12 protein-coding genes are annotated in these 13,266 nt (G+C 69.4%); all 12 read left to right on the forward strand.

The features are described 5' to 3' along the window. Positions 1-112 precede the first annotated feature (112 nt). Positions 113-1,057 carry a LysR family transcriptional regulator gene (locus WG903_RS17375; protein ID WP_340077740.1) on the forward strand — a complete coding sequence of 315 codons (945 nt, stop codon included), beginning with the start codon at positions 113-115 and terminating at the stop codon, positions 1,055-1,057. A gap of 20 nt (positions 1,058-1,077) precedes the next feature. Then, positions 1,078-2,499 carry a 3-isopropylmalate dehydratase large subunit gene (leuC, locus tag WG903_RS17380; RefSeq protein WP_340077742.1) on the forward strand — a complete coding sequence of 474 codons (1,422 nt, stop codon included), beginning with the start codon at positions 1,078-1,080 and terminating at the stop codon, positions 2,497-2,499. A 16-nt stretch (positions 2,500-2,515) separates the two neighbouring features. Then, complete coding sequence (locus tag WG903_RS17385) at positions 2,516-2,650, forward strand: entericidin A/B family lipoprotein (protein WP_340077744.1); 135 nt, start codon at positions 2,516-2,518, stop codon at positions 2,648-2,650. Beyond that, complete coding sequence (gene leuD / locus WG903_RS17390; RefSeq protein ID WP_340077746.1) at positions 2,647-3,294, forward strand: 3-isopropylmalate dehydratase small subunit; 648 nt, start codon at positions 2,647-2,649, stop codon at positions 3,292-3,294. The genes WG903_RS17385 and leuD overlap by 4 nt, the downstream gene beginning before the upstream one ends. Beyond that, the gene (locus WG903_RS17395; RefSeq protein ID WP_340077748.1) at positions 3,291-4,247 is read left to right on the forward strand and encodes a hypothetical protein; all 957 of its coding nucleotides are present in this window, start codon (positions 3,291-3,293) and stop codon (positions 4,245-4,247) included. The genes leuD and WG903_RS17395 overlap by 4 nt, the downstream gene beginning before the upstream one ends. Next, positions 4,244-5,335, forward strand: coding sequence for a 3-isopropylmalate dehydrogenase (gene leuB, locus WG903_RS17400; RefSeq protein ID WP_340077750.1), 1,092 nt, complete (start codon positions 4,244-4,246; stop codon positions 5,333-5,335). The genes WG903_RS17395 and leuB overlap by 4 nt, the downstream gene beginning before the upstream one ends. A gap of 81 nt (positions 5,336-5,416) precedes the next feature. Continuing rightward, a complete protein-coding gene (gene asd / locus WG903_RS17405) occupies positions 5,417-6,562 on the forward strand; it encodes an aspartate-semialdehyde dehydrogenase (RefSeq protein ID WP_340077752.1) in 1,146 nt (381 codons plus the stop codon). A 263-nt stretch (positions 6,563-6,825) separates the two neighbouring features. Continuing rightward, complete coding sequence (locus WG903_RS17410; RefSeq protein ID WP_340077754.1) at positions 6,826-9,705, forward strand: FimV/HubP family polar landmark protein; 2,880 nt, start codon at positions 6,826-6,828, stop codon at positions 9,703-9,705. Positions 9,706-9,729: 24 nt separating this feature from the next. Continuing rightward, positions 9,730-10,512, forward strand: coding sequence for a tRNA pseudouridine(38-40) synthase TruA (truA, locus tag WG903_RS17415; RefSeq protein WP_340077756.1), 783 nt, complete (start codon positions 9,730-9,732; stop codon positions 10,510-10,512). Further along, positions 10,509-11,213 carry a phosphoribosylanthranilate isomerase gene (locus WG903_RS17420; protein WP_340077758.1) on the forward strand — a complete coding sequence of 235 codons (705 nt, stop codon included), beginning with the start codon at positions 10,509-10,511 and terminating at the stop codon, positions 11,211-11,213. Before truA ends, WG903_RS17420 begins: the two co-directional genes overlap by 4 nt. Beyond that, positions 11,191-12,444, forward strand: coding sequence for a tryptophan synthase subunit beta (trpB, locus tag WG903_RS17425; RefSeq protein WP_340077760.1), 1,254 nt, complete (start codon positions 11,191-11,193; stop codon positions 12,442-12,444). The genes WG903_RS17420 and trpB overlap by 23 nt, the downstream gene beginning before the upstream one ends. Continuing rightward, positions 12,441-13,250: a tryptophan synthase subunit alpha gene (gene trpA, locus WG903_RS17430; RefSeq protein WP_340077762.1), complete on the forward strand. Its 810-nt coding sequence runs from the start codon at positions 12,441-12,443 to the stop codon at positions 13,248-13,250. Before trpB ends, trpA begins: the two co-directional genes overlap by 4 nt. The last annotated feature ends 16 nt before the right edge of the window (positions 13,251-13,266 follow it).

Genomic DNA, 13,266 nt, shown 5'->3' on the forward strand with positions numbered 1-13,266 from the left:
AGGGGAAGCCCGCCTTGGCGGGCTTTTTCGTTTTCGACCGGGGTCATCGCGAACGGCGATGGCTGGAGCCCTAATTCCGAGGGAAAATGCGGGAATTCCATCGCCAACCACGATGACCGCGCCCTCCCTCACCCGCAAACTGGACCTGACCTCGCTGCAGCTGTTCGTGGCGGTGTGCGAGCTCGGCTCCATCGGGAAGGCCGCCGAGCGCGAGTTCATCGCGGCCTCCGCCGTGAGCAAGCGCCTGTCGGACCTCGAGGCCATCCTGGAAACGCCCCTCCTGTACCGGCACACGCGCGGGGTCAGCCTGACACCGGCCGGCCAGAGCCTGTTGCACCATGCGCGCTCGGTCCTGTTCGGGTTGGAGAAGATGCAAGCCGAGCTCTCGGAGTACGCCGAGGGCGTGCGCGGCCACGTGCGCATCCACGCGAACATCTCCGCCGTCGTGCAGTTCCTGCCGGAGGACCTCGGCTCGTTCGCGCGCGAACACCCGCAGGTCAAGATCGACCTGCAGGAGCACCTGTCCAGCGAAGTCGCCCGCGCCGTGCACGAAGGCGCAGCCGACGTCGGCGTGTGCAACACGCAGGGCCTGGCGCTCGGCGCGCAACTGGCGCAGAAGCCCTACCGCCGCGACGAGCTGGTGCTGGTCACGCCCGCGCGGCACGCGCTGGCGAAGGAGCGCGAGCTGTCCTTCGAGGACACGCTGGAGTTCGACCACGTCGGCCTGCATTCGAACAGCTCGGTCTATGTCGCGATGCGCGAAGCCGCGACGGCCGCGGGCCGCACCATCCGCCTGCGCATCCAGGTGACGGGCCTCGACGCGATGTGCCGGATGATCCACAACGGCCTGGGCGTGGGCATCATGCCGCGCCGCGCCTTCGAGCTGATGCGCGGTGCGGGCGAGCTGAAGTGCGTGCGCCTGCGCGATGCGTGGGCCGTGCGCGAGATCAACCTGGTGGCGCGCGATTTCGACGCGCTGCCCCTCACGTCGCGCCTGCTGGTCGAACACCTGCAAAAGCGCGCCGCCGCCAATTGGCCCCGCAAGGCCGCCGCATAGAATCTTCCGGAAAGCAAGCCATGGGCAGAACCCTCTACGACAAGATCTGGGACGAACACGTCGTCCGCTCCGAGGACGACGGCACGGCCCTCCTCTACATCGACCGCCACCTGGTGCACGAAGTGACGAGCCCGCAGGCGTTCGAAGGCCTGCGCGAGAACCACCGCCGCATCTGGCGCATCAGCTCCGTGGTCGCCACCGCCGACCACAACACGCCCACCACCGGCTGGGAGCGCGGCTACGACGGCATCGACGACCCCATCAGCAAGGAACAGGTCACGACGCTGGACAAGAACATCTCCGAGTTCGGCGCGGCGGCCTACTTCCCCTTCCTGTCGAAGCAGCAGGGCATCGTGCACGTCATCGGCCCCGAGGAAGGCGCGACGCTGCCGGGCATGACGGTCGTCTGCGGCGACTCGCACACGTCCACGCACGGCGCGTTCGGCGCGCTCGCGCACGGCATCGGCACCAGCGAGGTCGAGCACGTGCTGGCCACGCAGACGCTGATCGCCAAGAAGGCGAAGAACATGCTGGTGCGCGTCGAAGGCGCGCTGGCGCGCGGCGTGACGGCCAAGGACGTGGTGCTCGCGATCATCGGGAAGATCGGCACCGCGGGCGGGACGGGCTACACGATCGAGTTCGCGGGCTCCACCATCCGCTCGCTGTCGATGGAAGGCCGGATGACCGTGTGCAACATGGCGATCGAAGCCGGTGCGCGCGCGGGCCTGGTGGGCGTCGACGACAAGACCATCGAATACGTGCGTGGCCGCCCGATGGCGCCGCGCGGCGTGGAGTGGGAGCAGGCCGTCGCTTACTGGGGCACGCTGCACACCGACGCCGACGCGAAGTTCGACACCGTCGTCGAGCTCGATGCAGCGAAGATCATCCCGCAGGTCACCTGGGGCACCTCGCCCGAGATGGTCACGGGCGTGGACGGCCGCGTGCCGGACCCCGATGCCGTCAAGGACGCCTCGCAGCGCGACGCCGTCGAGCGCGCGCTGACCTACATGGGCCTGCAGCCCGGCAAGCCGATGACGGACATCGTCATCGACAAGGTGTTCATCGGCTCGTGCACCAACAGCCGCATCGAGGACCTGCGCGACGCCGCCGCCGTGGTGAAGAAGCTGGGGCAGAAGGTCGCGAAGAACGTCAAGCTCGCGATGGTGGTGCCCGGCTCCGGCCTCGTGAAGGAGCAGGCCGAGCGCGAAGGCCTGCACGAGATCTTCCGCGCCGCCGGCTTCGAGTGGCGCGAGCCCGGCTGCTCCATGTGCCTGGCCATGAACGCCGACCGGCTCGAGCCGGGCGAGCGCTGCGCCTCCACCAGCAACCGCAATTTCGAAGGCCGCCAGGGACAAGGGGGCCGCACCCACCTCGTGAGCCCCGCGATGGCAGCCGCCGCCGCGGTCCACGGGCATTTCGTCGATGTCCGCCAATTCGCCTGAAAGAGGAGCCCCCGCCATGAAGACCATCACGACCCTCGTCGCCCTGTCCTTCGCTTTCCTGATCGCCGGCTGCAACACCGTCAAGGGCGCGGGCCAGGACATCCAGCGCGCCGGCGAGAAGATCGAAGACGCGGCATCGAAGAAGAAATGAAGCAGTTCACCGTGCACAAGGGGCTCGTGGCCCCGATGGACCGCGAGAACGTCGACACCGACGCGATCATCCCCAAGCAGTTCCTCAAGTCGATCCGCAAGACCGGCTTCGGCGAGAACCTGTTCGACGAGTGGCGCTTCACCGACCCGGGCTGGGTCGGCAAGCCCGTTTCGCAGCGCAAGCCCAACCCGGACTTCGTGCTGAACCAGCCGCGCTACCAGGGCGCGTCAATCCTCATCGCGCGCAAGAACTTCGGCTGCGGCTCGTCGCGCGAGCACGCGCCGTGGGCACTGGACCAGTACGGCTTCCGCGCGATCATCGCGCCCAGCTACGCCGACATCTTCTTCAACAACTGCTTCAAGAACGGCCTGCTGCCCATCGTCCTTTCCGAGGCGCAGGTGTCGCGCCTGTTCGACGAGGTCCATGCCTTCCCCGGCTACGAGCTCACGATCGACCTCGAGCGGCAGGTCATCGTCGCGCCGCAGGGCCCCGAGATCGCCTTCGACGTGCAGCCCTTCCGCAAGTTCTGCCTGCTCAACGGCTTCGACGACATCGGCCTGACGCTGCGGCACAAGGACGAGATCAAGGCCTTCGAGGCGCAGCGCCTCGCGACCAAGCCCTGGCTGGCGCACACGCTGCAGTGAAAGTCCGCGCCTTCCTCGCCGCCGCGTTGCTCGCGGCGGCAGCCGCTCAAGCGCAGGACGCAGGTACCCGCGCCACGCGTTTCCAATTCGCGACCGCGGCCGAGACGCGCCAGCTGCTGGCCGCCGACGACGACTGGCTGCCCAACGTCGGCCCGTTCCATCGCGCCGCGACGGCCGGGCGCGCGGTGTCGCGCGATGAGTTCCGCCAGGTGCTGCAGGCCAGCGCGGTCGATTGCGCACCGGCCGCGGTGGAAACCGCCCGCGCGTCGCTCGCGGGCGTGGCGCCCCGTTTCGAGGAGCTCGGCCTGCGCCTGCCGCCCACCGTGACCATCGCGTGCACCAATGGCGGCGATTCCGCCGGCGCGCCCTACACACGCGGCGCCGCGGTCTTCCTGCCGCGCAACGTACCGCCTTCGCCGGGCCTGATGGCGCACGAGCTGTTCCACGTTTGGAGCCGCTACAACGCGCCGCGCGCCAGCCGCCTCTACGCCGTGCTCGGTTTTTCCGAAGCGCCGCCGCTCGCGTGGCCGGCCGAGTGGCTGGAGCCGCGCATCCTCAACCCCGACGCGCCGTTCGACCGTCACGCCATGCGTGTCGAGGCCGCAGGCGGCGCGTATTCCGTCATGCCCGTGCTCGTCGCGCGCCGCACCACGCTGCAGCCGGGCGAAACCTTCTTCCACGTGCTCGACGTGCGGCTGCTCGCGGTCGAGCCCTCGGCGGACGGCAAGGCGAGCGTGCCGGTGCGCCGCGACGGCCAGCCCCTGTGGTTCGACGCGAACACGAACGAGTCCTACCTCAAACAGCTGGGCGGCAACACCGGCTACGTCATCCACCCCGAGGAAACCACCGCGGACAACATCGCGCTGATCGTCACCGGCAGCGCGGTGCGCAACCCCGCCCTGACGCAGCGTTTCCGCGACGTCCTCGCGCAATTGAAAGCATCCACCCCATGAAGATCGCCATCCTGCCGGGCGACGGCATCGGCACCGAGATCGTCGCCGAGGCCGTGAAGGTCCTGAACGTCCTCGACCTGAAATTTGAAAGCGAAACCGCGCTGGTGGGCGGCGCCGCCTACGAGGCGCACGGCCACCCTTTGCCCGACGCGACGCTGAAGCTCGCCAAACAGGCCGACGCGGTGCTGTTCGGAGCCGTGGGCGACTGGAAATACGACAAGCTCGAACGCGCGCTGCGCCCCGAGCAGGCCATCCTGGGCCTGCGCAAGAACCTGGGCCTGTTCGCCAACTTCCGCCCGGCCATCTGCTACGAGCAGCTGGTGGGCGCCTCCAGCCTCAAGCCCGAGCTCGTGTCGGGCCTGGACATCCTGATCATCCGCGAGCTCACGGGCGACATCTACTTCGGCCAGCCGCGCGGCCGCCGCCAGTCGCCCGACGGCCTGTTCCCCGGCGCCGAGGAAGCCTTCGACACCATGCGCTACACGCGCCCGGAGATCGAGCGCATCGCCCGCGTGGCCTTCGAGGCGGCGCGCAAGCGCGGCAAGCACGTCACCAGCGTCGACAAGGCCAACGTGCTGGAGACCTTCCAGCTGTGGAAGGACGTGGTGACCGAGGTGGGCAAGGACTACCCCGACGTCAAGCTCGACCACATGTACGTCGACAACGCGGCGATGCAGCTGGTGCGCCAGCCCAAGTTCTTCGACGTGGTCGTGACCGGCAACATGTTCGGCGACATCCTCTCGGACGAGGCGGCGATGCTGACCGGCTCCATCGGCATGCTGCCCTCGGCGTCGCTGAATGCCAACAACCAGGGCCTGTACGAGCCCAGCCACGGCAGCGCGCCGGACATCGCGGGCAAGGGCGTCGCTAATCCTTTGGCTACAATACTGTCTGCAGCCATGATGCTCCGCTACTCACTCAACCAGCCCCAGGCCGCCTCGCGCATCGAGTCGGCGGTCGAGCACGTGCTCGCGCAGGGGCTGCGCACCGCGGACATCTGGTCGGAAGGCACCACGAAGGTCGGCACCCAGCAGATGGGCGACGCCGTCGTGGCCGCGATCACGAAGAAGACGATTACCAAGAGCTAGCAGCTCCGGTTCGTCGCGCGCCCCCTCCCGGCCCGTCAGACGAGCCGGGGGACACAGGATCAAAACTGAAAGGGCGATGACATGACTCTCAAGCAGCAGCAACCGCTGGTCGGCCTCGTGGGCTGGCGCGGCATGGTCGGCTCGGTCCTCATGGACCGGATGCAGGCGGAAGGCGACTTTCCCCTCATCGAGCCGGTCTTCTTCTCCACGTCCAATGCCGGCGGCAAGGCCCCGGCGCAAGCCAAGAACGAGACGACGCTGAAGGACGCCTTCGACATCGAGGCGCTGAAGAAGTGCGACGTCGTCATCACCTGCCAGGGCGGCGACTACACGACCGAGGTGTTCCCCAAGCTTCGCGCGGCCGGGTGGACGGGCCACTGGATCGACGCGGCCTCGTCGCTGCGCATGAAGGACGACGCGGTCATCATCCTCGACCCCGTGAACATGCCGGTGATCAGGAACGCGCTGGCCAAGGGCGGGCGCAACTGGATCGGCGGCAACTGCACCGTGAGCTGCATGCTGATGGGCGTGGGGGCGCTGTACAAGGCGGGCCTGGTCGAGTGGATGTCGACCATGACCTACCAGGCGGCCTCGGGCGGCGGCGCGCAGCACATGCGCGAGCTGCTCACGCAGTTCGGCACGCTCAACGCCGAAGTGCGCTCGCTGCTCGACGACCCGAAGTCGGCCATCCTCGAGATCGACCGCAAGCTTTTGGGCAAGCAACAGGCTCTGTCGGCCACCGAGACCGAGCACTTCGGCGTGCCGCTCGCGGGCTCGCTGATCCCGTGGATCGACAAGGACCTGGGCAACGGCGTGTCGCGCGAGGAATGGAAAGGCGGCGCCGAGACCAACAAGATCCTCGGCCAGGGGCCCGGTTTCGCGGCGCCCGCGGTGTCGGTGGACGGCTTCTGCGTGCGCGTGGGCGCGATGCGCTGCCACAGCCAGGCGCTCACCTTCAAGCTGAAGAAGGACGTGCCGGTCGCCGACATCGAGGCCATGCTCGCGGCCGACAACGAGTGGGTGAAGGTCGTGCCCAACACGCGCGAGGCCACGCTGAAGGACCTCACGCCGGTCGCCGTCACGGGCACGCTGCAGATCCCCGTGGGCCGCATCCGCAAGATGGCGATGGGCCCCGAGTACGTGGGCGCGTTCACCATCGGCGACCAGCTGCTGTGGGGCGCCGCGGAGCCGCTGCGCCGGATGCTGCGCATCCTGCTTGACGCATAATCGCCCGCCTCACCCGAGGCAAACGACGACGGCCTGTCCCTCCCGGGGTCCAGGCCGTCGCCACTTGGGGGTCCGGCGGGCCCGAGCCGTTGTCAAGCGACAACGACCGTGTGCGTGCAAACCATGAATCGCAAGCAGGCAACGAAGTTGAAAACTTGTCTCAGCTTGTCAGCCTAAGACATTGATGTTATGGTCCTTTTCAGTTTTTCAGCGTCGAGGCGTGGGTTCGCATGAAGACAAAAAGATTGCCTGGCGAGCGGGCAATGGGGACGCAATCTGCGATCGGTAGGCCGCGATGGCAAGCGACTGCGCTGGCCATCGCCGCTGCGGTCGTTTTCGGCGTTTCCGCGTCGGATGCCAACGCGCTCGCACTGGGCCGCGTCACCGTGCTGTCGGCGCTGGGCGAGCCCCTGCGCGCCGAGATCGACATCCCCGAGATCAATGCCGACGAGATCGCCTCGCTGAAGGCGAACATTGCCTCGCCCGACGCCTTCAAGGCCGCCGGCGTCGAATACAGCCCCGCCCTCGCCGACGTGCGCATCACGCTCGAGCGCCGTCCCGACGGCCGCCACTTCCTGCGCCTGGTCAGCTTCCGCGCCGTCAACGAACCCTTCGTCGACCTGATCCTCGAGAGCAGCTGGGCGTCCGGCCGCATCGTGCGCGACTACACCATGCTGTTCGATCCGCCGGCCATGCGCCAGCAGCAACAGCAACCGGTCACTGCGCAGACGGCCCCGGCCCCCGCGCCGCAACAGCCCGCCGCGCGTGCGCCCGGCGCCGCCCAGCCCTCCGCTCCCGCCGTCGCGGGCCGCGCTGCGCCTGGCGGCCGTGCCGCTCCCTCAGCACCCACGGCCCGCGCGCCCTCGCCTCCCGGCGAAGGCAAGCAGGTCACGGTGAAGGACGGCGACACCGCCGGCAAGATCGCCAGCGCGAACAAGCCCGCCACGGTGTCGCTCGACCAGATGCTGGTCGCGATGCTGCGCGCCAACCCCGACGCCTTCATGGGCGGCAACATCAACCGCCTGCGCTCCGGCGCCGTGCTGGACATGCCCAGCGCCGAGCAGGCCGCGCTGGTGCCGACGGACGAAGCCAAGCAGACGCTGGTCGCCCAGAGCAAGGACTTCAACGAATTCCGCCGCCGCCTCGCCGAGGGCGTGCCTACCACCAAGGTCGGCGATGCCCAGCGCCAGTCGGGCGGCAAGGTCACCGCGAAGGTCGAAGAGAAGAAGCCCACGGCCGCCGCGCCCGACAAGCTCACGTTGTCCAAGGGCAGCGCGCAGGGCAAGGGCGGGGCCGAGGACAAGATCGCCCAGCAGCGCGCGCAGCAGGACGCCGCCACGCGCGTGGCGGAGTTGAACAAGAACATCGCCGACCTGAACAAGCTCGGCAAGGCCCCCGCGCCCGGCACGCCCGCCGCCGCCACGACGGCCAGCGCCGCCAAGCCCGGCATCCCGGTGCCGCTCGGCACGCCCGCCGCCGCCGGCAAGCCGGCTTCCGCGCCGGCCGCCGCCGCGCCCGCCCCCACGCCGCCGGCTCCTGCGCCCGCCGCTGCCGCCTCCGCCAAGCCGGCCGTCGCCGAACCCGCGAAGCCGGCTTCTGCGCCGGCACCCGTGGTCGCCGCGGCGCCCGCTTCCGCCCCGGCTGCGGCGATGGTCGCCTCGGCCGCCGCGCCGGCCACGACCAGCGCTTCCGCGGCCGCTGCGCCGGCCGCCAGCGCTGCGGTGGCTTCCGCTTCCGCCGCCGCACCCGCGGCTTCCGTGACGGCCGCTGCGCCCGCTTCCGCACCCGCGCCTGCCGCGGCTGCCAAGCCGCCCGCAGCGCCCGCGAAGGCCGAGGCCGGCTTCCTCGACGACCTGCTCGAGAACCCGCTCATCCTCGGCGGCATCGGCCTGCTCGTGGCCCTGGCCGCGGCCTTCGGCTTCTATCGCGTGCAGCAGCGCAAGAAGGCCGCGCAGGTGGATTCGTCCTTCCTCGAAAGCCGCCTGCAGCCCGATTCCTTCTTCGGCGCCAGCGGCGGCCAGCGCATCGACACCAACGAAGGCAGCGTCACCGGCTCCTCGATGGTCTATTCGCCCAGCCAGCTCGACGCGGCTGGCGACGTCGACCCGGTGGCCGAAGCCGACGTGTACCTCGCCTACGGCCGCGACCTGCAGGCCGAGGAAATCCTCAAGGAAGCCTTGCGCACGCAACCGCAGCGCGTGGCCATCCACACCAAGCTGCTGGAGATCTATGCGAAGCGCCGCGACGCGAAGGCCTTCGAGCTGATCGCGACCGAGGCCTACGGCCTGACGCACGGCGACGGCCCGGAGTGGACGCGCATCTGCGAACTGGGCCAGGAGCTCGACCCGTCCAACTCGCTGTACCGCCCCGGCGGCGCCCCGAGCGAAACCGCCAGCGCCGCGGCTGCCGCGGCCACGGAAGGCGGCAACTTCGGCGCGACGCAGCAGGTCGCCGCCCTGCCGGTGGACGCCCCGCCGGCTCCGGACGTCGACCTCGACCTCGACTTCTCGCTGGGCGACGACGAGCCCGCCGCTGCGGCCGCACCGCAAGCCGCTGCAGCGGCGCCCGCAGCGGCCCCGGCCGCCGGCGGAACCTACGACCGCACGCAGGCCGTCGAAGCCACGCCCGAGATGCCGGCGCTGGACCTCAACTTCGACGCCGCACCGGCTGCAGCGCCCCAAGCCGCCGCTGCGCCCGCCGCCGCGACGCTGGACGCGCCCGACCTCGTGCTCGACGAGAACAGCCTGAACTTCGATGCGACGCCCGCCCAGGCGCCCGCACCGGCGGCACAGGCCGCCGCCGCACCCGCGCCCGCCGCCTCCGCGGAAGGCATGCTCGAATTCGACCTGGGCGGCCTGTCGCTCGACCTGCCCGGCGCGAAGGCGGACGAGCCCAAGGCCGCCGCGGCCGCACCGGCCGCCGGCCCCGACACCGAAACGCCCACCACCGCCGGCGCCCCGCTTTCCACCGCGGGCTTCGACGACACGGGCAGCGACCCGCTGGCCACCAAGCTGGCCCTGGCGCAGGAGTTCAACGCCATCGGCGACCCCGACGGCGCGCGCACGCTGGCCCAGGAAGTGATCGCCGAAGCCTCCGGCGAGCTGAAGTCCGCCGCGCAGAAGTTCCTCGCGGAAATCAGCTGATTCCGCCCTTCTAGGACGCCGGCGATGCGGCTGGCCCTGGGCCTGAGCTACCTCGGTACCGCCTACGAAGGCTGGCAGAGCCAGCCTTCGCGGCGCACGGTGCAGGACAAGCTGGAAGAAGCCCTCTCGCAGTTCACCGCGCAGCCCGTCTCCACCGTGTGCGCGGGCCGCACCGACGCCGGCGTGCACGCGCTGATGCAGGTGGTGCACTTCGACGTAGCCGTCGACCGCCGCGAGTTCTCCTGGCTGCGCGGCACCAACCGTTTCCTGCCGCCCGACATCGCCGTGCAATGGGCGCGTGCCGTGCCCGACGAATTCCATTCGCGCGCGAGCGCCACGTCGCGGCGCTATGCGTACGTGGTGCTCGAATCGCCCGTGCGGCCCAGCATCGACGCGAACCGCGTCGGGTGGGTGTTCCGGCCGCTCGACGGCGAAGCGATGCGCGCCGCGGCGGCCCACCTCGTCGGCACGCACGACTTCACGTCGTTCCGTGCCTCCGAGTGCCAGGCGCGCAGCCCGGTGAAGACATTGACGCGCGTGGACATCTCGCGGCGCGGCGCGTACTGGCGCTTCGACTTCGAGGCCGATGCGTTCCTGCACCACATGATCCGCAACATCATGGGGTCGCTGCTCGTGATCGGCCAGGGACAGCAACCCCCGGACTGGATGCGCGACGTGGTCGCCGCGCGTGACCGCGACGCCGCTTCGCCCACCTTCTCGCCCGACGGCCTGTACTTCCTCGGCCCGGTGTACGACGCCAAGTGGCAATTGCCGAGCCGCACCCCTGCGTATGATGGGTTGCCATGAAGGCCGCCGAACGCACGCGCATCAAGATCTGCGGGCTCACGCGCGAGCAGGACGTGGCTGCGGCCGTCGAGGCCGGTGCGGACGCGGTCGGCTTCATCCAGTACGCGAAGAGCGCGCGCCACGTTCCCATCGAGCGCGCCGTCGAGTTGGCATCGCGCCTGCCCGCCTTCGTCACGCCGGTGCTGCTGTTCGTCAATGAAAGCCCGGCGCGCGTGCTCGAGTGCCTGGGCCGCCTGCCCCATGCCCTGGCCCAGTTCCATGGCGACGAGACGCCCCAGCAGTGCCTGGACTCGACCCAAGGCGGCCGTCATCCCTTCCTGCGGGCAGCCCGCATCCCCCTCGATGGCACGGCCTTCGACTTGCTAAAATTCGCCCACGAGCACGCCGCGGCCCGGGCCATCCTCCTGGATGCGCACGTGGAGGGCTACGGCGGCGCCGGGAAAACCTTCGAATGGTCACGCCTGCCCGCAAACGTCAACGCTCACCTCGTCTTGTCTGGTGGGTTGACACCTGCAAACGTGGGCGATGGCATCGCGCAAGTACGGCCGCGCTGCAAGTCGCTGGCCGTTGATGTGAGCTCCGGGGTCGAGGTCTCGAAAGGGATCAAGGACCCGGAAAAGATCATCCGGTTCGTCGCGGCCGTGCGCGCCGCCGACGCACTTCTTGCGAAGAGTTCCCATGACCACCTACCAGCAACCTGACGCCGCCGGCCACTTCGGCATCTATGGCGGCAGTTTCGTGAGCGAGACGCTCACGCACGCCATCGCGCAATTGCGCGAGGCGTACGCGAAGTACCAGAACGACGCCGAGTTCCTCGCAGAGTTTGCCTACGAGCTGAAGCACTTCGTGGGGCGCCCCTCGCCCGTCTACCACGCGGCGCGCATGTCGCGCGAGCAGGGCGGCGCGCAGATCTACCTGAAACGCGAGGACCTGAACCACACGGGCGCCCACAAGATCAACAACGTGATCGGGCAGGCGCTGCTCGCCAAGCGCATGGGCAAGCCACGCGTGATCGCCGAGACCGGCGCCGGCCAGCACGGCGTGGCGACGGCCACGATCTGCGCACGCTACGGCCTGGAATGCGTGGTGTACATGGGCAGCGAGGACGTCAAGCGCCAAAGCCCCAACGTCTACCGCATGAACCTCCTGGGCGCCACCGTCGTGCCCGTGGAGTCCGGCAGCAAGACGCTGAAGGACGCACTGAACGAGGCGATGCGCGACTGGGTCACCAACGTCGAGAACACCTTCTACATCATCGGCACCGTGGCGGGCCCGCACCCGTACCCGATGATGGTGCGCGACTTCCAGTCGGTGATCGGCAAGGAGTGCATCGAGCAGATGCCGCAGGTGGCCGGCGGCAAGCAGCCCGACGTCGTCGTCGCCTGCGTGGGTGGCGGCAGCAATGCGATGGGCATCTTCTACCCGTACATCGGGTTCGAGAAGACGCGCCTGGTCGGCGTCGAAGCGGCCGGCGAAGGCCTCGACACACCCAAGCACGCCGCATCGCTGCAGCGCGGCTCGCCGGGCGTGCTGCACGGCAACCGCACCTACATCCTGCAGGACGACAACGGCCAGATCACCGAGACGCACAGCGTCAGCGCGGGCCTCGATTACCCCGGCGTCGGCCCCGAGCACGCATGGCTGAAAGACAGCAAGCGCGCCGAATACGTGGGCATCACTGACAAGGAAGCGCTCGAGGCCTTCCACTACCTGTGCCGTACCGAGGGCATCATCCCGGCGCTGGAGTCCAGCCATGCCATCGCCTACGCGATGAAGCTCGCGAAGACGATGAAGCCCGACCAGCACATCCTCGTGAACCTCTCGGGCCGCGGCGACAAGGACATCGGCACGGTGGCCGACCTGGCGGGCGTGGACTTCTACGACCGGCCTTCCATGCGCGGTCTGAAGGTCAAGGGCGGGGATTCGAAATGAGCCGCATCGACGCCACGTTCGCGCGGCTGCGCGAAGGCAAGCGCAAGGCGCTCATCCCCTACATCACCGCCGGTTTTCCCTATGCGGACATTACGCCTGAGGTGATGCACGCGATGGTCGAGGCGGGCAGCGACGTCATCGAGCTGGGCGTGCCCTTTTCCGACCCGATGGCCGACGGCCCCGTGATCCAGCGCGCGGGCGAGAAGGCGCTGGCGCTCGGCGTGGGCATGAAGCAGGTGCTGCAGATGGTGCGCACCTTTCGCCAGCGCGACACCCGCACCCCCGTGGTCCTCATGGGCTACGCCAACCCGGTCGAGCGCTACGACCTGGTGAACGGCGAGGACGCCTACATCCGCGACTGCGCCGAAGCCGGCGTCGACGGCCTGCTGGTCGTCGACTACCCGCCCGAAGAGTGCGAAGCCTTCGCGGCCAAGCTGCGCGCGCGCGGCATGGACCTGATCTTCCTGCTGGCGCCCACCAGCACCGACGAGCGCATGGCGCAGGTCGCGCGGGTGGCCAGCGGGTACGTCTATTACGTCTCGCTCAAGGGCGTGACGGGCGCCGGGCACCTGGACACGGCCTCGGTGGAACAGGCCCTGCCCCGCATCCGCAAGCACGTGAAAGTGCCCGTCGGCGTGGGTTTCGGCATCCGAGATGCCCAGACGGCCCAGGCGATCGGCAAGGTGGCCGACGCCGTCGTCATCGGCACCAAGGTCATCCAGGTGGCCGAAGAATTACCGCGTTCCGAGGTCGCCCCGGCCCTTGCCGCCTTCCTCCGGGGGGTGCGGCAGGCCCTGGACGCATAATCCCGGTTTCAGCCCG

This window comes from Ramlibacter sp. PS4R-6 (assembly GCF_037572775.1).
Lineage (GTDB): Bacteria > Pseudomonadota > Gammaproteobacteria > Burkholderiales > Burkholderiaceae_C > Ramlibacter.